Source organism: Burkholderia sp. MSMB0856 (assembly GCF_001524645.2).
GTDB classification, from domain to species: Bacteria; Pseudomonadota; Gammaproteobacteria; order Burkholderiales; family Burkholderiaceae; genus Burkholderia; species Burkholderia diffusa.
In genome coordinates this window covers 3,300,022-3,324,855 of record NZ_CP013427.1, presented here as the reverse complement: position 1 = coordinate 3,324,855, position 24,834 = coordinate 3,300,022, and the positions used below count along the sequence as shown (strand labels likewise).

The following is a 24,834-nucleotide window of genomic DNA, read 5'->3' as shown; positions in this document are numbered from 1 at the left end:
TCGCTTCCGCCATTCACTTTCGCGCTTTTCGGAACCCCGCCATGAAACTCGTCATTGGAGACAAGAATTACTCGTCGTGGTCGATGCGGCCGTGGCTGCTGCTCGCGCATTTCGGCATCCCGTTCGACGAGATCGCAATCGAGCTGCGCCGCGACGACACGGCCGCGCGCATCCGCGAGTATTCGCCGACCGGCAAGGTGCCGTGCCTGATCGACGACCATGGCGTCGCGATCTGGGATTCGCTCGCGATCGCCGAGACGCTCGCCGAGCGCTATCCGCAGTTCCCGATGTGGCCGGCCGATCCGCTCGATCGCGTGCATGCGCGCTGCATCTCGGCGGAGATGCACTCGGGCTTCGCCGCGCTGCGCACGCAGATGGGGATGAACGTGCGGGCGTCGATGCCGGGACGCGGCGCGACGCCCGATGCGCTCGCCGACGTCGCGCGCATCGACGCGCTGTGGAGCGCATGCATCGAGGCATCGGGCGGACCGTTCCTGTTCGGTGAATTCGGGATCGCCGATGCGATGTATGCGCCCGTCGTGATGCGTTTCAACACGTATGCGCCGGCGTTGTCGCCGGAGGCGGCCGGGTATGCCGCGCGCGTGACGGCGCTGCCGGCGGTGCAGCGCTGGATCGATGCCGCGCGCCGCGAAACCAACGTGATCGCCGAATACGAACCGACGCCATGAACATCTACGCAGTTGGCGGAGCGATCCGCGACGAATTGCTCGGCGTGCCGGTGCAGGACCGCGACTACGTGGTGGTGGGCGCGACGCCCGAGCAGATGGCCGCGCAGGGCTTCCGGCCGGTCGGCAAGGATTTCCCCGTGTTCCTGCATCCGGACACGCAGGAGGAATACGCGCTCGCGCGCACCGAACGCAAGACGGCGGCCGGCTATCACGGCTTCCAGTTCTACTACGCGCCGGACGTGACGCTCGACGAGGATCTCGCGCGGCGCGACCTGACGATCAACGCGATGGCGCGTGAAGTGAGCCCGGAGGGCGCGCTGATCGGCCCGGTGATCGATCCGTTCGACGGACAGGCCGACCTGCGTGCACGTGTGTTCCGGCACGTGGGCGACGCGTTCGTCGAGGATCCGGTGCGGATCCTGCGGATCGCGCGCTTTGCCGCGCGCTTCGCGGATTTCACGGTCGCGGACGACACGCTCGCGCTGATGCGGCGGATGGTCGACGCGGGCGAAGCGGACGCGCTGGTGCCCGAGCGCGTGTGGCAGGAGATCGCGCGCGGGCTGATGGAGGCGAAGCCGTCGCGGATGTTCGCGGTGCTGCGCGAGTGCGGCGCGCTCGCGCGCATCCTGCCCGAGGTCGACGCGCTGTGGGGCGTGCCGCAGCGCGCGGACTACCACCCGGAAGTCGACACGGGCGTGCACGTGATGATGGTCGTCGACTACGCGGCGAAGCAGGGCTACTCGCTGCCGGTGCGCTTCGCGGCGCTTACGCACGATCTCGGCAAGGCGACGACGCCCGCCGACGTGCTGCCGCGCCATGTCGGCCACGAAGGCCGCAGCGTCGATCTCATCAAGCCGCTGTGCGAGCGGCTGCGTGTGCCGAACGAGTGCCGCGATCTCGCGCTGGTGGTCGCGCGCGAGCACGGCAACCTGCATCGCGTGATGGAAATGGGCGCGGCCGCGCTGGTGCGGCTCTTCGAGCGCAGCGACGCGCTGCGCAAGCCCGCGCGCTTCGCCGAGATGCTGCAGGCGTGCGAATCGGATGCGCGCGGCCGGCTCGGGCTCGACACGCAGCCGTATCCGCAGGCCGAGCGGCTGCGCGTGGCGCTGGTGGCGGCGCGCAGCGTCGACGCGGGCGCGATCGCGCGCGGCGTCGCCAACGATGCGATGCAGATCAAGGACGCCGTGCATCGCGCGCGCATCGAGGCCGTCAAGCAGGCGCTGGCGATCGGGGAATAGTGCTGCGGAAGCGCCGGGTGGCGTGGTGCGCCGCCCGGCGGCCAGCCGTCATTTCTTCGTGCGGGCGGCGGCGCGCCGGGTCGGGGCGGCGGCGGCAGGACGTTTGGCGGCGGTCGCGCGCGGCTTCCCGGCTGCCGGCGTGGCCGTCGCGCGGGCCGGCGTGTCGGCGGGCGCAGCCGCGATCGAATCCGCATCGCGCTCGCGCTTCGATGCAGGTTTGCGGCGGCTCACGCGCGGTTCGCCCGGCGCCGCGCCGGCATCGCGTGCGAGCAGTCTGATCTTCATCGCCTCGGATCCCAGCTCGGCACCGTTGTCGTCGAAGAGCGGCAGCGTGCCGACCGCGATCATTTCGGCGGGCCCGTCGCCCACGTTCGCGACGCGGTGGCGCTTCCGCGCGTCGAAGTGAAGCGAGTCGCCGGCAGACAGCGGGTAATCCTTCTTGCCGATCGTGTAGCAGAGCCGGCCGGTCAGCACATAGACGAACTCGTCGCCGCCGTGCGCGACCCATTCCGAACGGTAGCCCTCCATCATCCGGACCTTGAGCGCGTTGATCTGACTGCCGTCGAAGGTGGTGGACAGCCGCTCGTACCACTGCGACGCGGCATCGACCGCGTACGGTTCGCGGCGCCCCGCGTGCGAGTCGGGCTGCGCCTGGCGCGGCTGGTCGATCAGCGTGCCGAGCGGCACGTTCAGCGCCTTCGCGACGTTGACGAGCGACGAGAGCGAAATGCCGGTGAGGTGGCGCTCGACCTGTGACAGGAACCCGACCGACAGGTTCGCTTCGGTCGCGACTTCCAGCAGCGTTTTCTTCGCTTCCCGGCGCAGGCGGCGAATGCGCTGGCCGATACGCATGATGTCTGAATCCATGAATCTCTTTCGTGGCAACGAGTCGCAAGGCGAGCGGAGGGGCGGTGCCGTCGCCGGGATGCGGCATTCCGCGAATCGCACGAAGCACGGCCGTCGGGACGACGATGCCGGCGCATTGTACCGCGCACGCCGGCGCCCGGCCGCCTCGCGCCAGGCAGGGCCGCGGGGGGCCGCACCGCCGTCGCGCGCGGTGCCGGTAATTTTAGCCCTACGAAAATTTTGGCTTGACCTCGTTTTCAGCGTGCTCTAGATTCTGTCGCTCGCATCAAACAAAGTTAAGTGAGACAAAAATTTCCCCGAAAATCCGTCGATGGAACGGCGCCGCGGCGCGCCAGGCACGCGCCGGCACGTGACGCCGCCGGCGGACGACAACAATCAATAGCGGGTATCCGATGATCGATCGACTGAAATACAGCTTCTCCGGCCTTCCCTCGTACGACGCGTCCGTCGCCGACACGCAGGCCGGTCTGTCGCGACTGCTCGACGCCGCCCGGCTCGATGCGGTCGTGGTCACGTCGCAGGACGAGTACATCACCGAATACCTGCCGCGCAGCAACAACCCGCGCTACGCGCTGTCGGGCTTCGACGGCTCGGCCGGCTGCGGGATCTTCCTGAGCGCGGCGACCGCGCAGGCACTCGGCGTGCCGCCGTTCGTGCTGTTCGTCGACGGCCGCTATCACCTGCAGGCCGAACAGCAGTGCGACCCGGCGCGCGTGCGCATCGAAAAGCTCGGGATGAACGTGACGATCTGGCAGGCGCTGGCCGACTGGCTGCTCGCGCACGCGAGCCGGCTCGCGCGGGTCGGCTACGACGCGCTGCGGATCAGCGTCGCGCAGCGCGACCGGCTGGTCGAGCGCACGCAGGCGGCGTCGCTCGACTGGACGAGCCTCGTCGAGCGCGAGATCGACCGCGCGATCGCGCTGCCGGGCTGGGTGGTCGAGCGGCCGATCTTCGAGCTGCCGGACGCGATGACCGGTGCGAGCGTCGCGCAGAACCTCGACGCGCTGAACCGGCGGCTCGCCGCGCACACCGGTGCGGCGCCCGGCAAGACCGCGTTCTTCACGTGCGCGTCCGACGATCTCGCGTACCTGCTGAACAGCCGCGGCTATCACATCCCGAATGCGTCGTCGCACCTGGGCTTCCTGTTCGCGGTCGGCGAGCAGGTCGCGCTGTTTCTGCCGGAAGGCTGCGACCGCTGCCCGGTCGAACTGGCGTCGTATCCGGCGCTGCACGTGATCCGGCGCGACTTCGCCGAACTCGAGCGCTTCCTCGCGCAATTCGCGGTCGACCACGCGTGTTACGGCTTCGAATCGGTCAACTGCGCGCTCGTCGAGTCGGTGCGCCGCGTGTGGCCGCACGCGCGCCACGCCGATTTCAACCCGGTGGAGGCGCTGCGGGCCGGCAAGACGCCGGCCGTGCTCGACCGGTTCCGCGACGCGTTCGCGCGCAGTTCGGCGGCGATCGCCGAAACGATGCGCTGGGCGAAGGCCGGCGAACCGGGGCGGCGCCATACCGAGTACGACCTGGCCCGCACGATCAACGACGCGTACGGCGCCCGCTCGGCGGTCGCGCTAACGTTCCCGTCGATCGCGGCGAACGGCGCGAACAGCGCGTTCGCGCACTACACGGCGGCGAGCGCCGACGTCGAGCTGACCGAAGGCGAGCTCGTGCTGCTCGACAGCGGCGCGTACTACGACGCCGGTTTCGCGACGGACTGCACGCGCGTCGTGCTGCGTCGCACGCGGCCGGAGACGGTCGCGCAGCCGTGGCAGCGCGAGATCTACACGGTCGCGCTGAAGGCATGCATCAAGGGGCTCGTCACGCGCTTCCCGAAGACCGCGACCGGCGGCGACGTCGATGCGACGGTGCGCCAGGTGTGCCGCGACCACGGCTACGATTTCGGCCACGGCACCGGGCACGGCGTCGGGATCCACGTGCACGAGGGCGGCGTGCGGTTCGCGCCGGGCGCGACGTACGGGCTGGTGCCGAACGCGGTGATTTCGGTCGAGCCGGGCATCTACGTGCCGGGCAAGGGCGGCGTGCGGATCGAGAACATCGTGATCGTGCGCGCGGACGACGACGCGTCGGACACCGTGGCGTTCGAGAACATCGTCACGGTCGGCTACGACTGGGACCTGATCGACGTCGAATTGCTGAACGACGACGAGCGCGCGTACCTGCGCGACTACGAAAGGCTTTGCGTGGAACGCGGCACGCAGGTGACGGCCTGCCCGTTGCTGTAAGCGGTGCCGGCGCGGGCGGCGTCGGCCGCCCGCTGTCCGCCGGTCATCGATGGATCACCGGCGCTGGACCCGGATCCATTTCAATCCAGCAACCGCGCCCGCACGAACGGCGTGATTCGCTCGGCGAGCCACGCGTGCGTGCGCGTCGTCGGGTGCAACGTGTCCCAGAACACGAAGCGCGCCGGGTCGCGGCAGTCCGCGCGCGGCGTCTGCGCGGCCAGGTAGGTGAACGACGACGGCTTCGGGATGTCGAGGCACGACCGCTTTGCATCGTCGAAGCCGTATTGCGCGGGGTAGCTCAGCAGATCGTCGAACGGCGCGTACGCGTCGAACACTTCTAGACGCAGCGTCGCGCCGTAGCGGGCGCGCACGGCGGCGGCGGCGTCGGCGAGCCGTCTGTTGTAGTCGCTGACCTGCGCGGCGACGCTGGCGGCGTCGGTGCGCGTCGCGAACACCGGCGCGCGCGACACGTCCGGCAGCGTGACGAGCAGGATGCGCGTCGCGCCGGCCGCGGCGAGCCGCTCGAGACTGTCCCGCACCGCGTTCGCCGCCTGCTCGGGCGTGCGGCCGTAGTTCACGAGATCGTTGCCGCCCGCGAACACCGCGAACAGCGTATTGGCGGGCCGGTAGTCCGGCGCGCGATCCATGTATTCGCGCCAGGAGTCGATCTGCTGCACGAGGCCCGGCACGACGAGGTGCTGGTCGGTCGCCGCTCCGCCGATCGCCCAGTTGTAGAACGGCAGCCGCAGCGCGTTCGCGACGTATTCGGCCCACACCGGCCCGTTGCTGAAGCGTCCGGCGTGCCAGCTCGTGCCGTTCGGCAGCTTCCACTGGCTCGCGTTGAACATGTTCTGGGTGTCGGACAGGCTGTCGCCGAACACGATCAGCTTGTTGACCCGCGCGTCCTGCTGCGCGGCGTCGATGGTCCAGACCGTGTAGTTGAACGACAGCGCGTTGTTCGCCGCGACCGCATGCGTCAGGTTCGCGCGGATGCCGCGCGCGGCGAGCGTCTTGCGGCAGACGTCGGCGAGCGTCTCCTGCGCCGTCGTGCTGTAGAACATGTTTTTCCACTGCGTGATGCCGTCCGCCCACCAGTACCCGGGAACCCGATACCAGTCGCCGCCCGCCGGATCGCGCGCCCATTCGTAGGTCGCCTCGGGCTTGAGCGGATCGTCGCTGATCCGGTACCAGCAGCGCAGGTAGGTGTAGGTGTCGCTGCCGCGCGACGCGGCGCGCGGCGCTGCGCCCGGCGGTGCCGACGCCGGCGTAGCGAGCGGGCCGGCCGGCGACAGCGTCATGTCGCCGGTCGGCGTCGGCAGCGGGGCCGGGGCGGCCGGCGCGAGCGACGCGGTGAACGCCAGCGCGGCGCCGAGCGTGGCGATGGCGGCCGCGCGGCGCGCGGATTCAAGACGGGAATGATGATGCATCGATGCCCTCCGATCGGTTGTTTTCGGATCAGGCAGCGCGGCTGCGCTGCCGCGTATCGGGGGGACGCATGTGCCGGACTGGAGCCCGGTCTGTCGAAGCGGAATTCAGGGTGAAGCGGGTGAAGCGGCGAGGCGTGTTGAGGGCGGAACGGGACGCAGGCCGCCGCAGGGCATCAACGCATCAGCGCCGACACACGCCCGTCCGGGCCATAGACGCCGGCCGGCGCGGGCGCCGAGCGCAGCACCGCAAGCGCGCGCTCGTTGTAGTCCATCCGGATCCGGATCAGCATCCCGTTGGTCGCATTGGCCTGGCGCGCGCGTTCGGCGGCCTGCAGCAGCAATTGCCAGCGGCCGGCGAGGCGGGCATCGCGCTCGGCGGCCTGGTCCATCCCTTTCTTGCCGGCCGGAAAGCCGAGCGCGGACAACTGCGTGTCGCGCGTGCGCTCGAGCTGCGCGAGCCGGTCGATCAACGCGCTTTTCTTCTCGACGATGCCGGGCAGCATGTCGAGCGGCTCCGGCGTCGTCAGTGCCTTTTCCTCGTAGGCGAGCAGGGACGCGAACGCTTCGACCGTCGCGTGTTCGTCGTTGACCGTGGCCAGCAGCTCTTCTCTCATCGCGTCATGCTCGTCGCGCCGGCACGCGTGTCCGCATGCCGGCAAACCAGGGGACCGGTCCGGGCGTGACGGGCCCCGGGCCGGCTCAGTTGCCCTGCGAGCGCTGCTGTTGCAGCAGGTCGCGGGCGGTATTCAGTACGCCGTCGGCGATCTTGTTCACGTCGATCGTCAACGTGCCGTTGTTCAGCGCGTCCTTGATCGACTGGACGAGGGCCGTGTCGATGTCGGCGCTGCCGGAGGCCGACAGCGAACGCAGCTGGCCGGACAGACCCGACAGGTTCACGGTCGTGTCGCCGCCGGTCGATCCTGCGTCGGCCGCCTGCGCGGACGACGACGAAGCCGCGCCGGATTGCGCGCGGGTCGCGCCGTTGCCGGTCGACGCGAGTGGGCTCGGGTTCGGAGTGGAATCGATCTTCACGATGGGTTTCCTGTACGGTATGACCCAGATAACGGCCGGGTCGGCCCGAACTTTAGCATCGTGAGCCCGACATTCTCCGAATAAACAATTCTTTGCAATCTTGCGGCGCGATCCGTCCCTATAGAGGAATTTCCACGGTCCCGGCGTCCTTGACGATCGCCGTGACGATCTGGCCCGCCGCCATCCTGACCCGCACCGACTGGCCCGGCGCCGCATTCGCGAGCGCGCTGCCGTCGGCCGAGATCGTGAAGCCGGGCCCGGCCGCGACGACCCGCACCGTCTGGCCGGCCGACACCGACGCGGCGCTCTTCAGCATGTCCTGGCGCAGCGGCAGTCCGGCCGAGATCCGGGCCAGCGCGGTCGCGCCGACCGCCTGCGCGGGATCGGTGATCACCGCCAGCGGCAGCACCGTCAGGTCGCCGTCGCGCGCGACGAGGTCGGCCGCGGTGAGCGGCTCGCCCGGCGTGATCTGCCGCGCGGCGACGTAATAAGTGGCCTGCACGGCGACCTTCGCCTGCAGATAGACGGTCCACGGCCGCTCGCCGGCGCAGCGCACGCCGACCGTCGTGCGGCCCCACAGGCGCGCGCCGGTCGGCAGGAACGGCTCGAGCGTCGTGCACGCGGCGAGCCCGCGCGGAAATGCGGTCGCGACCGTCGCGGTGGTCTTGCCCGGCAGGCCCGCGACCTGCTGCTGCAGGAACGCGAGGGCCGTGCGCCGGATCGTGTCGGGGTCCTGCTGGCCGGCCGGCGTGGCCGGCGGAGACGCGGCGGTGGCCTGGGCCGGGTTGGCGGCAGCGGCCGGCGCGCGCGGCGCCGGCGCGGCCGAAGCGGCCCGGGCCGCGGCCATGCGCGCGGCGATGGCCGGTCGCGCGGAATTCGCGGAATTCGCGGAATTCGCGGGATTCGATGCGGGCTCGGCCGTACCGGCGACGACGGTCGCGACGGCACCCGGATCGGCGGCGCGCCGTGCGCCATCGCCAGCGTTCATGCGCGCGGCGGCGTAGACGGGGCGCGGCGCGGGTGCCAGCACGGCGGCCGGCGGCGGGACGCTCGTCACGATCATCGAGCCAGCCGGCAGCGCCGCAGAGCCGGCCGAGGCCGCGCCGGTTACGCCGGCGCCACCACCCGCGCCAACGGCGCCGCCCGCCATCGCCATGCCCGTACCCGAAGCCGTGCCCGCATTCCCGCCGAACTGCCCGCCGCTCGCCGCGTTCGCATGCGCGAGCGCGGTTTCGGCCGTCTCGCCGCGTCCGGGAATCACGATCATCCCGTCGTCCGCATGCGCAAGCGGCACCGCGAGCCACAGCGCCGCGGCGAGCGCGAACGCCCGCGCCATGCGCGTGCCGCGTCCGTCGTTTCCGCGAAGTGCGCCTGTCATCGCCGTGTCCTCGAAGCCGTTGATCCGATTCGCATTCTAGGGAGCCTGGCCGTCGCGCAAACGATGAATAGAGGGGGCCTTTGCCGCGTTATTCGTCCGATTGCCGGTTGCGCCCGACGCCTACCATCGCTGTCATGGAAAAAAGCCCCTTGGGTCGCCATCCGGCGCAAGGGGGCGTGCAGCGCTTCATACGGAGAGACGCACACATGCTGGACAAACTCGATGCCGAATTCGCGTTCGGCCGACAGGCGCTCGACGTGCGCGCCTATCGGCAGGAGCTGCTGTCGTCGAACATCGCGAACGCCGACACGCCCGGCTACCAGGCCCGCGACGTCGACTTCGCGTCGACCCTCGCGCGCTCGCTGAAGCAGACCGGCGGCGGCCTCGCGCCGAGCAACGCCGCGCAGCTGCCGATGGCGCAGCCGGCCGGCGTGACGAGCGGGATGACGATGGTGTCGACGGCGCCCGGCCACATGGCCGGCACCGCGAAGCTGATTCCGACGGGCGGCCCGGCCGACGACTACGGTCGCGCGCAGTACCGGATGCCGCTGCAGCCGTCGCTCGACGGCAACACGGTCGATCTCGACGTCGAGCGCGTGCAGTTCGCGAACAACGCGCTGCACTACGAAACCGGGATGACCGTGATGACCCAGCAGATCAAGGCGATGATCGCCGCGATCTCGACGAACTCGTAAGCGCGCGCCGCTTCGCCCCGAACAAGGAGCCCCCATGCCCTCGTTGATGAACATCTTCGGCGTCGCCGGTTCGGCGCTGTCCGCGCAATCGCAGCGCCTGAACGTCACCGCGTCGAACCTCGCGAACGCCGACAGCGCGACCGGCCCCGACGGCAAGCCATACAAGGCCAAGCAGGTCGTGTTCGCGACCGACCCGATCGGCGGCGCGCGCACCGCGTCCGGCCAGGGCGTCGGCGGCGTGCGCGTGACCAGGGTGGTCGACGATCCGTCGCCGATGAAGTCGACCTACGACCCGGCGAACCCGGCCGCCGACGCGAACGGCTATGTGCAGATGCCGAACGTCGATCCGGTGCAGGAGATGGTGAACATGATCTCGGCGTCGCGCTCGTACCAGGCCAACGTCGAGACGCTGAACACCGCGAAGACGCTGATGCTCAAGACGCTGACGATCGGCACGTAAGCCGCGCGCCGAGCGTCCTTCCCCACCGAGACCCAGACCCGACAGTTCCGACACAAGGCCACCCAGGATGACTTCCACCAGCACGACGATCGGCAGCAACGGCACCAACGTGTCGACCCTGCCGACCGACACGATGAACACCAACAACGTGTCGACGAACGGCACGTCGGCGAGCGACCTGCAGGCGACGTTCCTGAAGCTGCTCGTCACGCAGCTGCAGAACCAGGATCCGACGAGCCCGGTCGACAGCTCGCAGATGACGTCGCAGCTCGCGCAGATCAACACGGTGAGCGGCATCGCGCAGCTGAACACGTCGCTCACGTCGCTGTCGACGCAGCTCGCGGCCGGCCAGCAGACGCAGGCCGCGCTGCTGATCGGCACGAACGTGCTCGCGCCGGGCAACGGCGTCGCGGTGAAGAGCGGCGCGGCGTCGCCGTTCGGCGTGTCGCTCGCGAACGACGTGTCGAACCTGACGATCACCGTGAAGAACAGCTCGGGCGTCGTCGTCAACACGATCAACGCAGGCAAGCAGTCGGCCGGCACGGTGCCGTTCAACTGGACGCCGACCGATGCGGCCGGCAACGCGCTGCCGGACGGCAAGTACACCGTGAGCGCGCAGTACACGGGCTCGGACGGCAAGACGTATGCGCCGACCGTGCTCGCGGCCGCGCAGGTGCAGAGCGTGATCAAGCAGGCCGACGGCACGGCGGGGCTCGTGCTGTCGAACGGCACGACGGTGGGCTTGACCCAGGTCGCGTCGATCTTCCCGAACACCGCGTCGTCGTCGTCCGGCGGCACGACCACCACCAACTGATCCAGATTTCTCGAAAACGGAGACCGAAATGGGTTATCAACAGGGTCTGAGCGGCCTCGCCGGCGCATCGAACGCGCTCGACGTGATCGGCAACAACATCGCGAACGCGAACACGGTCGGCTTCAAGTCGAGCACCGCGCAGTTCTCCGACATGTACGCGAACTCGGTCGCGACGTCGGTCAACACGCAAATCGGGATCGGTACGACGCTCGCCTCGGTGCAGCAGCAGTTCGGCCAGGGCACGATCAACACGACGAACTCGTCGCTCGACGTCGCGATCAACGGCAACGGCTTCTTCCAGATGTCGAACAACGGCGTGACGACGTACTCGCGCGACGGCACGTTCCAGCGCGACAAGAACGGCTTCATCGTCGACTCGCAAGGCCGTAACCTGATGGGTTACGCGGCCAACACGGGCGGCGTGATCAACACCGCGCAGACCGTGCCGCTGCAGGCGCCGACCAGCAACATCGCGCCGACCGCGACGACCAAGATCACCGGCCAGTTCAACCTGAACTCGCAGGACACGGTGCCGACCAAGACGCCGTTCAGCGCGACCGACACCACGACGTACAACTACTCGACGTCGATCCAGGTGTACGACTCGCTCGGCGGCTCGCAGGCGGTCAACATGTATTTCGTAAAGTCGGCGGCCGGCACGTGGGAAGCCTACGCAGGCGTGCAGGGCGGCGCCACGACGGACCTCGGCACGGTCACGTTCAACTCGTCCGGCGCGATCCAGAGCACGACGACGGGCACGCCGGCCGCGCCGACCGCATCGCTCGGCCAGTTTCAGTTCACCGTTCCGAACACCGACGGCTCGGCGACGCCGCAGCAGCTCACGCTCGACCTGACCGGCACCACGCAGTACGGCGGCAAGGACGGCGTGAACAACCTCGCGCAGGACGGCTATGCGAGCGGCACGCTGACGACTTTCTCGATCGGCGCCGACGGCAAGCTGACCGGCAACTACTCGAACGGCCAGACGTCGGTGCTCGGCCAGATCGTGCTCGCGAACTTCAACAATCCGAACGGGCTCGTCAACCTCGGCGGCAACCAGTACGCCGAATCGTCCGCGTCGGGCGTGCCGCAGATTTCGTCGCCGGGCAGCACGAACCACGGTTCGCTGCAGGGCAGCGCGCTCGAGAACTCGAACGTCGATCTCACGTCGCAGCTCGTCAACCTGATCACCGCGCAGCGCAACTACCAGGCGAACGCGCAGACGATCAAGACGCAGCAGACCGTCGACCAGACGCTCATCAACCTGTAATGCGCGGATAACCGGCAGCCATGGACCGACTGATCTACACGGCGATGACGGGCGCGTCGCAGTCGCTCGACCAGCAGGCGATCGTCGCGAACAACCTCGCGAACGCGTCGACGACGGGCTTTCGCGCGCAGCTCGCGACCTATCGCGCGGTGCCGATGAATTTCGGCGACGGCAGCAACATCGACCCGACGACGACGCGCACCTACGTGCTCGCCTCGACGCCCGGCGCGGATTACGCACCGGGCCCGATCACGCGCACCGGCAACCCGCTCGACGTCGCCGTGCAGGGCGCCGGCTGGCTGTCGGTGCAGGCCGCCGACGGCAGCGAGGCGTACACGCGCGCGGGCAACCTGCACGTCGATGAAAACGGCCAGCTCGTCAACGCGAGCAACCTGCCGGTGATCGGCAACGGCGGCCCGATCTCGGTGCCGCCGAACGCGGAAGTGACGATCGGCAAGGACGGCACGGTGTCGGCGCTGATGCCGGGCGATCCGCCGACGGCGGTCGCGATCGTCGACCAGATGAAGCTCGTGAACCCGGACCCCGCCACGCTCACGCGCGGCAACGACGGGCTGTTCCGCACCGCCGACGGCAATCCGGCCGACACCGATCCGAACGTGGTCGTCACGCCGAATTCGCTCGAAGGCAGCAACGTGAACCCGGTGACCGCGATGGTCGCGATGATCGACAACGCACGGGCGTTCCAGCTGCAGTCCAAGCTGATCCAGACGGCCGACCAGAACGAGCAGTCGGCGAACCAGCTGCTCAACTTCAGCTGAGCGGCACGGCCCTCGCTACCAGGAGAAGATTCAACATGAACCGATCGCTCTACATCGCCGCCACCGGCATGAATGCGCAGCAGGCGCAGATGGACGTGATCTCGAACAACCTCGCGAACACCAGCACCAACGGCTTCAAGGCGTCGCGCGCGGTGTTCGAGGATCTGCTGTATCAGACCATCCGCCAGCCGGGCGCGAACTCGACGCAGCAGACCGAACTGCCGTCGGGCCTGCAGCTCGGCACCGGCGTGCAGCAGGTCGCGACCGAGCGCCTGTACACGCAGGGCGGCCTCACGCAGACCGGCAACTCGAAGGACGTCGCGATCAACGGCGCGGGCTTCTTCCAGGTGCTGATGCCGGACGGCACGAACGCATACACGCGCGACGGCTCGTTCCAGACCAACGCGCAGGGCCAGCTCGTCACGTCGAGCGGCTACCAGATCCTGCCGGCGATCACCGTGCCGCAGAACGCGCAGTCGCTGACGATCGGCAAGGACGGCGTCGTGTCGGTCACGCAGCCGGGCTCGAGCAACGCGGTGCAGATCGGCTCGCTGCAGATCGCGACCTTCATCAACCCGGCCGGCCTCGAGGCGAAGGGCGAGAACCTGTTCGCCGAGACCACGTCGTCGGGTGCGCCGAACGTGTCGCAGCCGGGCCTGAACGGCGCAGGCGTGCTCAACCAGGGCTATGTCGAGGCGTCGAACGTGAACGTCGTGCAGGAGCTCGTCAACATGATTCAGACGCAGCGTGCGTACGAGATCAACAGCAAGGCCGTGACGACGTCCGACCAGATGCTGCAGACCGTCACGCAGATGAAGAGCTAACCGGAAAGTCCCGTCGTCGCCATGAAGCAGGTTCGCCTCCTCCCGTCAGCCTCCGTCCGCGCCGCGTGCGCGGTCGCGGTGGCCGCGCTCGCCGGTTGCGCGCAGATTCCGCGCGACCCGATCATCCAGCAGCCGATGACGGCGCAGCCGCCGGCGCCGATGGCGATGCAGGCGCCCGGCTCGATCTTCAACCCGGGCTACGCCGGCCGGCCGCTGTTCGAGGATCAGCGGCCGCGCAACGTCGGCGACATCCTGACGATCGTGATCGCGGAGAACATCAACGCGACCAAGTCGTCGGGCGCGAACACCAACCGCGCGGGCGACACCAGCTTCAGCGTGCCGACGGCCGCCTTCCTCGGCGGGCTGTTCGCGAAGGCGAACCTGTCGGCGGCCGGCAACAACAAGTTCGCGGCGACCGGCGGCGCCAGCGCGGCGAACACGTTCAACGGCACGATCACGGTGACCGTCACCAACGTGCTGCCGAACGGCAATCTCGTCGTCAGCGGCGAGAAGCAGATGCTGATCAACCAGGGCAACGAGTTCGTGCGCTTCTCCGGGGTGGTCAACCCGAACACGATCTCGGGCGCGAACTCGGTCTACTCGACGCAGGTGGCCGACGCGCGGATCGAATACTCGGCGAAGGGCTACATCAACGAAGCCGAGACGATGGGCTGGCTGCAGCGCTTCTTCCTCAACATCGCACCGTGGTGATGACGATGCAGCAGCCACTTTTCCACCGCTTCTCGTCGCGCGCGTCCCGTATGTCGCGCGTGCCTGCCGTCGCGCGGCTCGCCGCCGCGTTCGTGCTGGCGGCATGCGCGCTCGGCACGGCGCCCGCGCACGCGGAGCGCCTGAAGGACCTCGCGCAGATCCAGGGCGTGCGCGACAACCCGCTGATCGGCTATGGCCTCGTCGTCGGTCTCGACGGCACGGGCGACCAGACGATGCAGACGCCGTTCACGACGCAGACGCTCGCGAACATGCTCGCGAACCTCGGCATCTCGATCAACAACGGCTCGGCGAACGGTGGCACGTCGTCGCTGAACAACATGCAGCTGAAGAACGTCGCGGCCGTGATGGTCACCGCGACGCTGCCGCCGTTCGCGCGGCCGGGCGAGGCGCTCGACGTGACGGTCTCGTCGCTCGGCAACGCGAAGAGCCTGCGCGGCGGCACGCTGCTGCTCACGCCGCTGAAGGGCGCGGACGGCCAGGTGTACGCGCTCGCGCAGGGCAACATGGCGGTCGGCGGCGCGGGGGCGAGCGCGAACGGCAGCCGCGTGCAGGTGAACCAGCTCGCGGCCGGCCGGATCGTCGGCGGCGCGATCGTCGAGCGCTCGGTGCCGAACGCGATCGCGCAGATGAACGGCGTGCTGCAGCTGCAGCTGAACGACATGGACTACGGCACCGCGCAGCGGATCGTGTCCGCGGTCAATTCGAGCTTCGGCCCGGGCACCGCGACGGCGCTCGACGGCCGCACGATCCAGCTCGCCGCGCCGGCGGATTCCGCGCAGCAGGTCGCGTTCATGGCGCGCCTGCAGAACCTCGACGTGAGCCCGGACAAGGCCGCCGCGAAGGTGATCCTGAACGCGCGCACCGGCTCGATCGTGATGAACCAGATGGTCACGCTGCAAAGCTGCGCGGTCGCGCACGGCAACCTGTCGGTGGTCGTCAACACGCAGCCCGTGGTGTCGCAGCCGGGGCCGTTCTCGAACGGGCAGACGGTGGTCGCGCAGCAATCGCAGATCCAGCTGAAGCAGGACAGCGGCGCGCTGAAGATGGTGACGGCCGGCGCGAACCTCGCCGACGTCGTGAAGGCGCTGAACACGCTCGGCGCGACGCCGGCGGACCTGATGTCGATCCTGCAGGCGATGAAGGCGGCCGGCGCGCTGCGCGCCGATCTGGAGATCATCTAAATGGCAGCTACTCTCCCGAACGCAAACGACCTGACGCAGCGCTTCGCCCTCGACGTGCAGGGCTTCGACGCGCTGCGCGCGCAGGCGAAGCAGTCGCCGCAGGCCGGCGCGAAGGCGGTCGCGGGCCAGTTCGACGCGATGTTCACGCAGATGATGCTCAAGAGCATGCGCGACGCGTCGCCCGACGGCGGCCTGCTCGATTCGCACACGTCGAAGATGTACACGTCGATGCTCGACCAGCAGCTCGCGCAGCAGATGTCGAAGCGCGGGATCGGCGTGGCCGACGCGCTGATGAAGCAGCTGCTGCGCAACGCGGGGCAGGGCACGGGCGGCGACACGGCGGCCGACGCCGGCGCGGCCGGGCTCGGCGCGGTGGGCCTGGGTGCGGCCGGCTCGGGCACGTCGGGCAACGAAGGCAGCCTCGCCGCGATGAACGCGATGGCGCGGGCCTATGCGAACGCGGCGAACAACGGCGGGCTCGCCGGCGCGCGCGGCTACACGGCCGGCAGCGCGCTGACGCCGCCGCTGAAAGGCGCGAGCGGCGCGCAGGACGCCGACGCGTTCGTCGACCGGCTCGCCGCCCCGGCGCAGGCGGCGAGCGCGACCACCGGCATCCCGGCGCGCTTCATCGTGGGCCAGGCCGCGCTCGAATCGGGCTGGGGCAAGCGCGAGATCCGCGCGAGCGACGGCTCGACGAGCTACAACGTGTTCGGCATCAAGGCGAACAAGGGCTGGACGGGCCGCACGGTGTCGGCGCTGACGACAGAATACGTGAACGGCGCGCCGCGCCGCGTCGTCGCGAAGTTCCGCGCGTACGATTCGTACGAGCACGCGATGACCGATTATGCGAACCTGCTGAAGAACAACCCGCGCTACGCGGGCGTGCTGAGCGCGAGCCGCAGCGTCGAGGGCTTCGCGCACGGGCTGCAGAAGGCAGGCTACGCGACCGACCCGAACTACGCGAAGAAGCTGATCTCGATCATGCAGCAGATCGGCTGACGGGGCAGGGGCCGGAACGGCCCCGCCTGCCGCCCATGCTTGCAGTCTTACGGACCGCGCCCGGCACCCCGCCGCGCGCGGTTTCAACGTTTGCGCGAAAAAAACCGGCAATTCGATCTAAACTTTCGGTGAGCACTGCCGCTAAGTGTGTGAGACCTGCAACCGGGCCCTTGTTCTGGCCCGGTTTTACTGCGCACCGGTCGCCCGGGCGCCCATGAAAAGAAAACCGGCTAGCCATGAATATCGAAACGTCGACCGATCCGAGCCTGGATGCGGGCCATTCCGGGCCCGACTACGCCCGCCGCAATCCGCTGGAGATCGGCGTGCAGCTGCGCAACCTCGTGAACCGCGGCGACTTCCTGACCGTCCAGTACCCGGGCGGCCAGCTCGTCACGCGCCTGCTCGAGGTCGACGTCGGCGCGCGCACGTTCACGTTCGACTGGGGCGCGCTGTCCGAGCAGAACGCCGGCATCCTCGGCGCGTCGCATTGCACGTTCGCGGCGGCGCCCGAAGGCGTGCGCGTCGAATTCACCACGAGCACGCCGCGCGAGACGCGCTACGAGGGGCTGCCCGCGTTCGTCGCCGATTTTCCCGACGTGCTGATGTGCATCCAGCGCCGCGAGTATTTCCGCGTCGATGCGCCGATCGTCGATCCGTTCCTGTGCCGCGGCAAGCTGCCGGACGGCGAGAGCTTCGTGTTCGAGGTGCATAACCTGTCGCTGGGCGGCGTCGGGCTGCGCACGGCCGACGAGCGCGTCGAGGCGCTCGAGGTCGGCACGCTGCTGCCGGAGGTCGAGCTCGAGCTGACCGGCCACGGCAAGCTGTCGCTCGACCTGCGGCTCGTGTCGCAGCGTTCGACGCAGATGCCGAACGGTTCGCGGCGCTTCCAGCTCGGTTTTCGCTTCATGTCGCTGCCGGGCAGCGCGGAGAACACGCTGCAGCGCCTGATCACGCAGCTCGAGATGAAGCGCCGCTCGCTCGCGCGGGCCTGACGTAATCCCTCTCGCGGCCCCGCCCGGGGCCGCTTTCGCACCGGCGCCGGCGGCGTCCGCCCGGCGGCTCGACAGACGACGCGCACGCGCGCGTCGCACGCGCATTTTTCCCTCAATTTTTCCGATCCGCGGCCGTTATACCGGGAGTCACGCAACCCGGCGGCCGCAGCGCGGCCGGCTCATCAGGATCGCGCATGTCCAACACACTCATGAACCTCGGCGTCAGCGGCCTCAATGCCGCGCTCTGGGGCCTCACGACGACCGGTCAGAACATCAGCAACGCCGCCACGCCCGGCTATTCGGTCGAACGCCCGGTCTATGCCGAGGCGAGCGGCCAGTACACGTCGAGCGGCTACATGCCGCAGGGCGTGAACACCGTCACGGTGCAGCGGCAGTACAGCCAGTACCTGAGCGACCAGCTGAACAGCGCGCAGTCGCAGGGCGGCGCGCTGTCGACGTGGTATTCGCTCGTCGCGCAGCTGAACAATTACGTCGGCAGCCCGACGGCCGGGATCTCGACCGCGATCACCGGCTATTTCACCGGCTTGCAGAATGTGGCGAACAGCGCTGCCGATCCGTCGGTGCGGCAGACCGCGATCAGCAACGCGCAGATTCTCGCGAACCAGCTCAACGCGGCCGGCCAGCAGTACGACGCGCTGCGCCAGAGCGTGAATACACAGCTCACCAGCACGGTGTCGCAGATCAACACGTACACCGCGCAGATCGCGAAGCTGAACCAGCAAATCTCGGCGGCGAGCAGCCAGGGGCAGCCGCCGAACCAGCTGATGGACCAGCGCGACCTCGCGGTGTCGAACCTGTCGAGCCTCGCAGGCGTGCAGGTGGTGCGCAACGACAGCGGCTACAGCGTGTTCCTCGCGGGCGGCCAGCCGCTCGTCCTCGCCGACAAGAGCTATCAGCTCGCGGCCGTCACGTCGCCGTCCGATCCGAGCGAGCTGACCGTCGTGTCGCAGGGGATCGCCGGCGCGAACCCGCCAGGCCCGAACCAGGCGCTGCCGGATGCGTCGCTGTCGGGCGGCACGCTCGGTGGCCTGCTCGCGTTCCGCAGCCAGACGCTCAACCCCGCGCAGGCGCAACTCGGCGCGGTCGCGGCCAGCTTTGCCGCGCAGGTCAACGGGCAGAACGCGCTGGGCATCGATCTGTCCGGCAAGCCGGGCGGCAACCTGTTCACGGTGGCGGCCCCGGCCGTCTATTCGAATCAGGGCAACACCGGCAATGCATCGCTGTCCGTCTCGTTCGCCAATGCGTCGCAGCCGACGACGAGCGACTACACGCTGTCGTACGACGGCACGAACTACACGCTGACCGACCGCGCGAGCGGCACGGTGGTCGACCAGAAGGCGGGGCCGATGCCGCTTTCGCTCGGCGGGCTGAACTTCTCGTTCTCGTCCGGCGCGATGAATGCCGGCGACCAGTTCACCGTGCTGCCGACGCGCGGCGCGCTGACCGGTTTCGGCCTCGCGACGACGAGCGGCTCGGCGATCGCGGCCGCGTCGCCGGCCATCACGTCGGCGTCGAGCACCAACATCGGCACCGGCAAGATCGCGCTGAGCGGGGTGAGCGCAGGCTACCAGGTGCCGTCGACCAAGCTGACCTACGACGCGGCGACGAAGTCGCTGTCGGGCTTCCCGGTCGGCACCACGGTGACGATCCCGGGCACGCCGCCGACGTCGGTGACGATCGCCAGTCCGACCGACCCCGTGCCGTACGACCCGTCGACCGGTGCGGCGATGACGATGTCCGGGGCGGCCGCCGGGGCGATGAACGGCGTGACCGTCACGCTGTCGGGCACGCCGTCGGACGGCGATTCGTTCACGATCGGACCGTACGCGGGCGGCACGAGCGACGGCAGCAACGCGCTCGCGCTGTCGAAGCTCGTCAACGCGAAGACGCTCGGCGGCGGCACGACGACGCTCACGGGCGCCTATGCGAACTACGTGAACAACATCGGCAACGCCGCGAGCCAGCTCAAGTCGTCGAGCACCGCACAGACGGCGCTGGTCGGCCAGATCACGTCCGCGCAGCAGTCGGTGTCGGGCGTGAACCAGAACGAGGAGGCCGCGAACCTGATGCAGTACCAGCAGCTCTACCAGGCGAACGCGAAAGTGATCCAGACGGCGGCTTCGCTGTTCCAGACCGTGCTGGGCCTGTTCAGCTGAGCGGATTCGAGAGGATAGAAACGATGCGGATTTCCACGACCCAGTTCTACCAGCTGAACGTCGGCCAGATGAACGATCAGCAGGCCCAGCTCGCGCAGCTCTACCAGCAGATCTCGAGCGGCGTGAGCCTCACGACGCCGGCCGACAACCCGGTGGGCGCGGCGCAGGCCGTGCAGTTGTCGATGACGTCGGCCACGCTGTCGCAGTACGCGGCGAACCAGAGCACGGCGCTCGCGTCGCTGCAGGCCGAGGACCAGACGCTGCAGAACGTCGGCACCGTGCTCGGCAGCATCCAGTCGGTGATCGTGCGCGCTGGCGACGGTTCGCTCGCCGACAGCGACCGCGCGGCGCTCGCGACGCAGCTCGAGGGCTATCGCGACCAGTTGATGTCGCTCGCGAACGCGACGGACGGCGCGGGCAACTACCTGTTCGCCGGCTTCAAGAATGCGGCGGCGCCGTTCACGAAGAACGCGGCCGGCGGCATCAGCTACGTCGGCGATACGGGCACGCGCACGGTACAGATCGACGATTCGCGCAGCGTGCCGCAGGGCGACTCGGGCCTCGCGGTGTTCATGTCGGTGCAGGCGCTGGGCAGCTCGCCGGTCCAGGCGGCCGGCGCGAGCAACACGGGCACGGCGACCATCGGCAACGTCACGGTGACGGACCCGTCGGCCGCGACGAACGGCCATCAGTTCACGATCACCTTCGGCGGCACGGCGGCCGCGCCGACCTACACGGTGACCGACAATACGGCGTCGCCGCCGACGACCACGCCCGCGCAGGCCTACACGTCGGGCACCGCGATCGCGCTCGGCAGCGGGATGAAGGTGGCCGTGTCGGGCACGCCGGCGGTCAATGACACCTTTTCAGTCACGCCCGCGCCGCAGGCAAGTGGGGTCGACGTGTTCTCGACGCTCGATTCGATGATCACGGCGTTGAAGACGCCCGTCACCGGCAACCAGACGGCGAGCGCCGCGCTGTCGAACACGATGGGCACGGCCGCGACGAAGATCAACAATTCGATGCGCAACGTCACGACGGTGCTGGCGTCGGTCGGCGGCCGCGAGCAGGAAGTCAAGGCGATGCAGGCCGTCAACCAGACCGCGGCGCTGCAGACGACCAGCAACCTGTCGGACCTGACCAGCACCAACATGGTGACGACCATCAGCCAGTACCTGCAGGTGCAGAACGCGTTGAGCGGCGCGCAGAAGGCGTATGCGCAGTTGCAGAACATGTCGCTGTTCCAGTACATCAATCCGTGATCCCCACGACATCCGCCGCGATGTGAGCGCCCGCTTACATCGTGGCGGGCTCAGGCCGGCCGCCGTCGGCCTTCATCGGCGCGATCGTGCCGTCCGGCACCCCGCCCGGCGGGCACGACCACGGCGCCGCACCGCACCACCGCCGCGCCGGCGGTTCGCGCTTGCCAGCCCCATTTCCGCTCCGTAAACTCGCGCCAGATTCCAGACCGGCGCACCGTCCGCAGCCGGCGTTCGACAGGAGCCCTTTTCCCCATGTCCGATTCCTACTTCCCGCGCTGGCGGGTGCAACCGACCGGCGCCGCCTCGCGCGTGGTCGGCCCCGACGAACGCCTCGCGTGGCCGCAGATGGTCGCGATGGGCGTGCAGCACGTCGTCGCGATGTTCGGCTCGACCGTGCTCGCGCCGCTGCTGATGGGCTTCGACCCGAACCTGTGCATCTTCATGTCGGGCATCGGCACGCTGCTGTTCTTCGTGCTGGTCGGCGGCCGCGTGCCGAGCTACCTCGGTTCGAGCTTCGCGTTCATCGGCCTCGTGATCGCGGTGACGGGCTACGGCGGCAGCGGCCCGAACCCGAACATCCCCGTCGCGCTCGGCGGGATCGTCGCGTGCGGCGTCGTGTACGTCGCGCTCGGCGCGCTGGTGCAGGCGATCGGCACGCGCTGGATCGAGACGCTGATGCCGCCCGTCGTCACCGGCGCGGTGGTCGCGGTGATCGGGCTGAACCTGGCGCCGATCGCGGTCAAGGGCGTGTCGGCATCGACCTTCGACTCGGTGATGGCGCTCGTCACGGTGCTGTGCGTCGGCGGCGTCGCGGTGTTCGCGCGCGGGATGATGCAGCGCCTGCTGATCCTCGTCGGGCTGGTGATCGCGTACGTGATCTATGCGATCGCGACCAACGGGATGGGCCTCGGCAAGCCGGTCGATTTCTCGATCGTCGCGCATGCCGCGTGGTTCGGCGTGCCGAGCTTCCGTGCGCCGGTCTTCGATCCGCACGCGATGCTGATGCTCGCGCCGATCGCGGTGATCCTGGTCGCGGAGAACCTCGGCCACATCAAGGCGGTGAGCGCGATGACGGGCACCAACCTCGACCGCTACGTCGGCCGCGCGTTCATCGGCGACGGGCTCGCGACGATCGTGTCGGGCAGCGTCGGCGGCACGGGCGTGACCACCTACGCGGAGAACATCGGCGTGATGGCCGTCACGCGGATCTATTCGACGCTGGTGTTCGCGATCGCCGCGCTGATCGCGATCGGGCTGGGCTTCTCGCCGAAGTTCGGCGCGGTGATCCAGACGATTCCGGGCCCGGTGCTCGGCGGCGTGTCGATCGTCGTGTTCGGGCTGATCGCGGTGACGGGCGCGCGGATCTGGGTCGTCAACAAGGTCGACTTCTCCGACAACCGCAACCTGATCGTCGCGGCCGTCACGCTGGTGCTCGGCGCCGGCGACTTCTCGCTGAAGTTCGGCGGCTTCGGGCTTGGCGGGATCGGCACGGCGACGTTCGGCGCGATCATCCTGTACGCGATCCTGCGCAAGGAAAAGGAACCGGGCCCGGTGGTCTGACCTTGGCAGCGGGCGGTGCAACGCCGCCCGCCGGCACGTAGTTACGCGCCGATATTCGACTGCGCCTGCAGCCACGCGCAGAATTGCGCGACGAGCGCATCGCCGGCCGGCGCGCCCGGCGCGATCCACCAGTAGCTGCGCGTCGCGATGCGCGGCCCGGGCAGCGGCATCACGAGGCGGCCGCTCGCGAGCTCGTCGTCGATCAGCGGCAGCGGGCCGAGCGCGACGCCCAGCCCGTCGACGGCCGCCTGCAGCGCCAGGTAGAAGTGATCGAACGACTGCCGCTTGCGCCCCTTCATCGTCACGCCGGCCGCCGCGAACCAGTCGCGCCAACCTTCCGGCCGCGTGTCCGAATGCAGCAGCACGTGCCGCGCGAGCTCGTCCGCTCGGGCGATCGGCGCGCGCTTGAGCAGCGCGGGGCTGCAAACCGGAATCACGCTTTCGTCGAGGAAGTGGCCGCTCGTGCAGTTCGGCCAGGGGCCGGGGCCGCGGCGGATCGCGACGTCGAAACCGTCGAGCATGTCGAGCGGCGCGTTCGACGTGGACAGCTTCAGCTCGACGTTCGGCACGTCGCGCTGGAACCGCGACAGGCGCGGCAGCAGCCATTTCATCGCGAAGGTCGGCAGCGCATTGATGCGCAGCACGCGCGCGGCACCGGTGTTGCGCAGCTGCTCGGTGGCGAGCGCGATGCTGTCGAACGCGGCACGGACGGTATCCAGATAGCGGCGGCCTTCGTCGGTGAGCTTCACGCGCTTGCCGTAGCGGTGGAACACCGGCTTGCCGAGCCACGCCTCGAACCCGGCGATCTGCCGGCTGATGGCACCGTGAGTCACATGCAGCTCGTCGCCGGCGGCGCTGAAGCTTTCGTGTCGTGCCGCTGCTTCAAAGGCCCGAAGCGCGGAAAAGGGCGGGAGGTCGCGTGCCATGCTTGTGATTCTAGATCACAAGGGCGCGTCGATAAAATCGTTTTGCCGGGGTCCGGAACGGGGGTAATCTCGGGACACCGTTTGATGAGGACCCCCATGCAATCCGTTTCTCCGCCGCCCGCCGCATCCCCGCGCCGGATCGGCCTCGCCGAGCTGTTCACCGGCTTCCTGTCGCTCGGCCTGATGTCGTTCGGCGGCGCGCTGCCGTTCGCGCGGCGCACGATCGTCGACGAGCGCAAATGGCTCACCGCCGACGAATTCACCGATCTGCTCGGGCTGTGCCAGTTCCTGCCGGGCGGCAACGTGATCAACCTGTCGGTCGCCGTCGGCATGCGCTTTCGCGGCGTCGCGGGCGCGTTCGCCGGCATTCTCGGGCTGATCGCGGGCCCGACGCTCGTGGTCGTCGCGCTCGGCGTGCTGTATGCGAAGACGCAGGGCGATCCGCGCGTGCAGCACCTGTTCGGCGGGCTTGCCGCCGCGGCCGCGGGCCTGCTCGTCGCGATGGCCGTGAAGGTCGTGAAACCGCTGCTGCACGCGCCGCGCACCGCGGCCGGCATCGCGGCGCTCGCGTTCGTCGCGATCGCGGTGCTGCGCATTCCGCTCCTGACCACGATGCTGGTGCTGACGCCCCTGAGCATCTGGCTCGCGTCGCGGCGGCGCGATACGCCGGCACCGCAGCACGCCGCCGCGCGCGACGGAGGCCGGTCATGAACGACACGCTGATCGCGATCGCGACGATCTTCAGCCAGCTTTCGCTGCTCGCATTCGGCGGCGGCAACACGATCCTGCCGGAGATGCAGCGGCAAGTCGTCGACGTGCACCACTGGATGAGCGCGCACGAATTCACCGCGCTGTTCGCGCTCGCGCAGGCCGCGCCGGGGCCGAACATGATGATCGTGTCGCTGGTCGGCTGGCACGTGGCCGGCTGGGCCGGGCTGCTGGTCGCGTCGATCGCGAAGTTCGGGCCGTCGTCGCTCGTCACGGTGCTGGCGCTGCACGCGTGGGAGCGCTTTCGCGACCGGCCGTGGCGCCGCTACGTGCAGCAGGGGCTGATGCCGGTCACGGCCGGGCTCGTCGCGGCCAGCGCGGTGCTGATCTCGGAAGCGTCGAACCGCACCGCGATCCAGTGGGGCATCACCGCCGCATGCGCGGTGCTCGCGTGGCGCACGCGCATCCATCCGCTATGGCTGCTCGCGGCCGGCGCGCTGATCGGGCTCACCGGCATCGGCCAGTGAGCGAAGGACAAGCTGTCTCCCGTCCCGCATACTGGCGCGAATATTCACGGGAGG

At 69.2% G+C, this 24,834-nt stretch carries 24 protein-coding genes; 18 read left to right on the top strand and 6 right to left on the bottom strand.

Going from position 1 to position 24,834, the window contains the following annotated elements; all coding sequences use genetic code 11:
* Window positions 1–41: 41 nt before the first annotated feature.
* Both WS87_RS16780 and WS87_RS16775 read left to right on the top strand, forming a co-directional pair.
* The gene (locus WS87_RS16780; protein WP_059535069.1) at window positions 42–689 is read left to right on the top strand and encodes a glutathione S-transferase family protein; all 648 of its coding nucleotides are present in this window, start codon (window positions 42–44) and stop codon (window positions 687–689) included.
* Window positions 686–1,927: a multifunctional CCA addition/repair protein gene (locus WS87_RS16775; protein WP_059703189.1), complete on the top strand. Its 1,242-nt coding sequence runs from the start codon at window positions 686–688 to the stop codon at window positions 1,925–1,927. Before WS87_RS16780 ends, WS87_RS16775 begins: the two co-directional genes overlap by 4 nt.
* 48 nt (window positions 1,928–1,975) lie before the next feature.
* On the opposite strand, the gene WS87_RS16770 is transcribed toward WS87_RS16775, so the two are convergent.
* Window positions 1,976–2,794, bottom strand: a complete 819-nt coding sequence (locus WS87_RS16770; protein WP_059819915.1) for a helix-turn-helix domain-containing protein — start codon at window positions 2,792–2,794, stop codon at window positions 1,976–1,978.
* Between the two features lie 392 nt (window positions 2,795–3,186).
* Between WS87_RS16770 and WS87_RS16760 the strand changes: the two genes are divergently transcribed.
* Window positions 3,187–5,037: a M24 family metallopeptidase gene (locus WS87_RS16760; RefSeq protein ID WP_059819914.1), complete on the top strand. Its 1,851-nt coding sequence runs from the start codon at window positions 3,187–3,189 to the stop codon at window positions 5,035–5,037.
* Between the two features lie 80 nt (window positions 5,038–5,117).
* Here WS87_RS16760 and WS87_RS16755 read toward each other — a convergent pair whose 3' ends face one another.
* The 4 genes from WS87_RS16755 to flgA all read right to left on the bottom strand — a co-directional run bounded on the left by WS87_RS16755 (window position 5,118) and on the right by flgA (window position 8,874).
* On the bottom strand, window positions 5,118–6,464 hold the full coding sequence (locus tag WS87_RS16755) for an SGNH/GDSL hydrolase family protein (RefSeq protein WP_059819913.1): 1,347 nt from the start codon (window positions 6,462–6,464) through the stop codon (window positions 5,118–5,120).
* A gap of 173 nt (window positions 6,465–6,637) precedes the next feature.
* The gene (locus WS87_RS16750; protein WP_006762551.1) at window positions 6,638–7,078 is read right to left on the bottom strand and encodes a flagella synthesis protein FlgN; all 441 of its coding nucleotides are present in this window, start codon (window positions 7,076–7,078) and stop codon (window positions 6,638–6,640) included.
* Between the two features lie 85 nt (window positions 7,079–7,163).
* Window positions 7,164–7,496, bottom strand: a complete 333-nt coding sequence (gene flgM, locus WS87_RS16745) for a flagellar biosynthesis anti-sigma factor FlgM (protein ID WP_059448495.1) — start codon at window positions 7,494–7,496, stop codon at window positions 7,164–7,166.
* A 118-nt stretch (window positions 7,497–7,614) separates the two neighbouring features.
* Window positions 7,615–8,874, bottom strand: a complete 1,260-nt coding sequence (gene flgA, locus WS87_RS16740) for a flagellar basal body P-ring formation chaperone FlgA (RefSeq protein ID WP_059819912.1) — start codon at window positions 8,872–8,874, stop codon at window positions 7,615–7,617.
* 206 nt (window positions 8,875–9,080) lie between these two features.
* Here flgA and flgB point away from each other — a divergent pair, with 206 nt between their 5' ends.
* The 13 genes from flgB to WS87_RS16675 all read left to right on the top strand — a co-directional run bounded on the left by flgB (window position 9,081) and on the right by WS87_RS16675 (window position 22,619).
* Window positions 9,081–9,569 carry a flagellar basal body rod protein FlgB gene (flgB, locus tag WS87_RS16735; protein WP_059448497.1) on the top strand — a complete coding sequence of 163 codons (489 nt, stop codon included), beginning with the start codon at window positions 9,081–9,083 and terminating at the stop codon, window positions 9,567–9,569.
* Between the two features lie 34 nt (window positions 9,570–9,603).
* On the top strand, window positions 9,604–10,029 hold the full coding sequence (gene flgC, locus WS87_RS16730; RefSeq protein WP_059535085.1) for a flagellar basal body rod protein FlgC: 426 nt from the start codon (window positions 9,604–9,606) through the stop codon (window positions 10,027–10,029).
* Between the two features lie 67 nt (window positions 10,030–10,096).
* The gene (locus tag WS87_RS16725; protein WP_059535087.1) at window positions 10,097–10,843 is read left to right on the top strand and encodes a flagellar hook assembly protein FlgD; all 747 of its coding nucleotides are present in this window, start codon (window positions 10,097–10,099) and stop codon (window positions 10,841–10,843) included.
* Window positions 10,844–10,871: 28 nt separating this feature from the next.
* Window positions 10,872–12,113 (top strand): flagellar hook protein FlgE, encoded by a 1,242-nt coding sequence (flgE, locus tag WS87_RS16720; protein WP_059819911.1) that lies wholly within the window; start codon window positions 10,872–10,874, stop codon window positions 12,111–12,113.
* A 20-nt stretch (window positions 12,114–12,133) separates the two neighbouring features.
* Complete coding sequence (gene flgF / locus WS87_RS16715) at window positions 12,134–12,892, top strand: flagellar basal-body rod protein FlgF (protein ID WP_059691964.1); 759 nt, start codon at window positions 12,134–12,136, stop codon at window positions 12,890–12,892.
* Window positions 12,893–12,927: 35 nt separating this feature from the next.
* Entirely contained in the window at window positions 12,928–13,716 is a 789-nt protein-coding gene (gene flgG, locus WS87_RS16710) for a flagellar basal-body rod protein FlgG (protein WP_014895799.1), read from the top strand.
* A gap of 21 nt (window positions 13,717–13,737) precedes the next feature.
* A complete protein-coding gene (gene flgH / locus WS87_RS16705; protein WP_059819910.1) occupies window positions 13,738–14,427 on the top strand; it encodes a flagellar basal body L-ring protein FlgH in 690 nt (229 codons plus the stop codon).
* A gap of 5 nt (window positions 14,428–14,432) precedes the next feature.
* Entirely contained in the window at window positions 14,433–15,629 is a 1,197-nt protein-coding gene (locus WS87_RS16700) for a flagellar basal body P-ring protein FlgI (RefSeq protein WP_059820004.1), read from the top strand.
* Window positions 15,630–16,628: a flagellar assembly peptidoglycan hydrolase FlgJ gene (gene flgJ, locus WS87_RS16695; RefSeq protein ID WP_059535095.1), complete on the top strand. Its 999-nt coding sequence runs from the start codon at window positions 15,630–15,632 to the stop codon at window positions 16,626–16,628.
* 236 nt (window positions 16,629–16,864) lie between these two features.
* Entirely contained in the window at window positions 16,865–17,620 is a 756-nt protein-coding gene (locus WS87_RS16690) for a flagellar brake protein (protein WP_059535097.1), read from the top strand.
* A 194-nt stretch (window positions 17,621–17,814) separates the two neighbouring features.
* Entirely contained in the window at window positions 17,815–19,797 is a 1,983-nt protein-coding gene (flgK, locus tag WS87_RS16685; protein ID WP_059819909.1) for a flagellar hook-associated protein FlgK, read from the top strand.
* 23 nt (window positions 19,798–19,820) lie between these two features.
* Window positions 19,821–21,059: a flagellar hook-associated protein FlgL gene (gene flgL / locus WS87_RS16680; protein WP_059819908.1), complete on the top strand. Its 1,239-nt coding sequence runs from the start codon at window positions 19,821–19,823 to the stop codon at window positions 21,057–21,059.
* A gap of 252 nt (window positions 21,060–21,311) precedes the next feature.
* Window positions 21,312–22,619, top strand: a complete 1,308-nt coding sequence (locus tag WS87_RS16675) for a solute carrier family 23 protein (RefSeq protein WP_059691967.1) — start codon at window positions 21,312–21,314, stop codon at window positions 22,617–22,619.
* Between the two features lie 41 nt (window positions 22,620–22,660).
* Here the strand turns inward: WS87_RS16675 and WS87_RS16670 are convergent, their stop codons facing one another.
* Window positions 22,661–23,545, bottom strand: coding sequence for a transcriptional regulator GcvA (locus tag WS87_RS16670; protein ID WP_059819907.1), 885 nt, complete (start codon window positions 23,543–23,545; stop codon window positions 22,661–22,663).
* A gap of 96 nt (window positions 23,546–23,641) precedes the next feature.
* Here WS87_RS16670 and WS87_RS16665 point away from each other — a divergent pair, with 96 nt between their 5' ends.
* On the top strand, window positions 23,642–24,256 hold the full coding sequence (locus WS87_RS16665; protein ID WP_059819906.1) for a chromate transporter: 615 nt from the start codon (window positions 23,642–23,644) through the stop codon (window positions 24,254–24,256).
* On the top strand, window positions 24,253–24,780 hold the full coding sequence (locus WS87_RS16660; protein WP_059535107.1) for a chromate transporter: 528 nt from the start codon (window positions 24,253–24,255) through the stop codon (window positions 24,778–24,780). The genes WS87_RS16665 and WS87_RS16660 overlap by 4 nt, the downstream gene beginning before the upstream one ends.
* Window positions 24,781–24,834 lie beyond the last annotated feature (54 nt).

Coding starts and splice junctions, on each gene's coding strand:
- WS87_RS16665 (WP_059819906.1), top strand. CDS start 23,642: ATGCAATCCGTTTCTCCGCCGCCCGCCGCATCCCCGCGCCGGATCGGC.
- WS87_RS16700 (WP_059820004.1), top strand. CDS start 14,433: ATGCAGCAGCCACTTTTCCACCGCTTCTCGTCGCGCGCGTCCCGTATG.
- WS87_RS16660 (WP_059535107.1), top strand. CDS start 24,253: ATGAACGACACGCTGATCGCGATCGCGACGATCTTCAGCCAGCTTTCG.
- flgL (WP_059819908.1), top strand. CDS start 19,821: ATGCGGATTTCCACGACCCAGTTCTACCAGCTGAACGTCGGCCAGATG.
- WS87_RS16670 (WP_059819907.1), bottom strand. CDS start 23,545: ATGGCACGCGACCTCCCGCCCTTTTCCGCGCTTCGGGCCTTTGAAGCA.
- WS87_RS16760 (WP_059819914.1), top strand. CDS start 3,187: ATGATCGATCGACTGAAATACAGCTTCTCCGGCCTTCCCTCGTACGAC.
- flgH (WP_059819910.1), top strand. CDS start 13,738: ATGAAGCAGGTTCGCCTCCTCCCGTCAGCCTCCGTCCGCGCCGCGTGC.
- WS87_RS16725 (WP_059535087.1), top strand. CDS start 10,097: ATGACTTCCACCAGCACGACGATCGGCAGCAACGGCACCAACGTGTCG.
- WS87_RS16675 (WP_059691967.1), top strand. CDS start 21,312: ATGTCCGATTCCTACTTCCCGCGCTGGCGGGTGCAACCGACCGGCGCC.
- flgB (WP_059448497.1), top strand. CDS start 9,081: ATGCTGGACAAACTCGATGCCGAATTCGCGTTCGGCCGACAGGCGCTC.
- WS87_RS16690 (WP_059535097.1), top strand. CDS start 16,865: ATGAATATCGAAACGTCGACCGATCCGAGCCTGGATGCGGGCCATTCC.
- flgA (WP_059819912.1), bottom strand. CDS start 8,874: ATGACAGGCGCACTTCGCGGAAACGACGGACGCGGCACGCGCATGGCG.
- flgK (WP_059819909.1), top strand. CDS start 17,815: ATGTCCAACACACTCATGAACCTCGGCGTCAGCGGCCTCAATGCCGCG.
- WS87_RS16755 (WP_059819913.1), bottom strand. CDS start 6,464: ATGCATCATCATTCCCGTCTTGAATCCGCGCGCCGCGCGGCCGCCATC.
- flgC (WP_059535085.1), top strand. CDS start 9,604: ATGCCCTCGTTGATGAACATCTTCGGCGTCGCCGGTTCGGCGCTGTCC.
- WS87_RS16775 (WP_059703189.1), top strand. CDS start 686: ATGAACATCTACGCAGTTGGCGGAGCGATCCGCGACGAATTGCTCGGC.
- WS87_RS16780 (WP_059535069.1), top strand. CDS start 42: ATGAAACTCGTCATTGGAGACAAGAATTACTCGTCGTGGTCGATGCGG.
- flgG (WP_014895799.1), top strand. CDS start 12,928: ATGAACCGATCGCTCTACATCGCCGCCACCGGCATGAATGCGCAGCAG.
- flgE (WP_059819911.1), top strand. CDS start 10,872: ATGGGTTATCAACAGGGTCTGAGCGGCCTCGCCGGCGCATCGAACGCG.
- flgF (WP_059691964.1), top strand. CDS start 12,134: ATGGACCGACTGATCTACACGGCGATGACGGGCGCGTCGCAGTCGCTC.
- WS87_RS16750 (WP_006762551.1), bottom strand. CDS start 7,078: ATGAGAGAAGAGCTGCTGGCCACGGTCAACGACGAACACGCGACGGTC.
- WS87_RS16770 (WP_059819915.1), bottom strand. CDS start 2,794: ATGGATTCAGACATCATGCGTATCGGCCAGCGCATTCGCCGCCTGCGC.
- flgJ (WP_059535095.1), top strand. CDS start 15,630: ATGGCAGCTACTCTCCCGAACGCAAACGACCTGACGCAGCGCTTCGCC.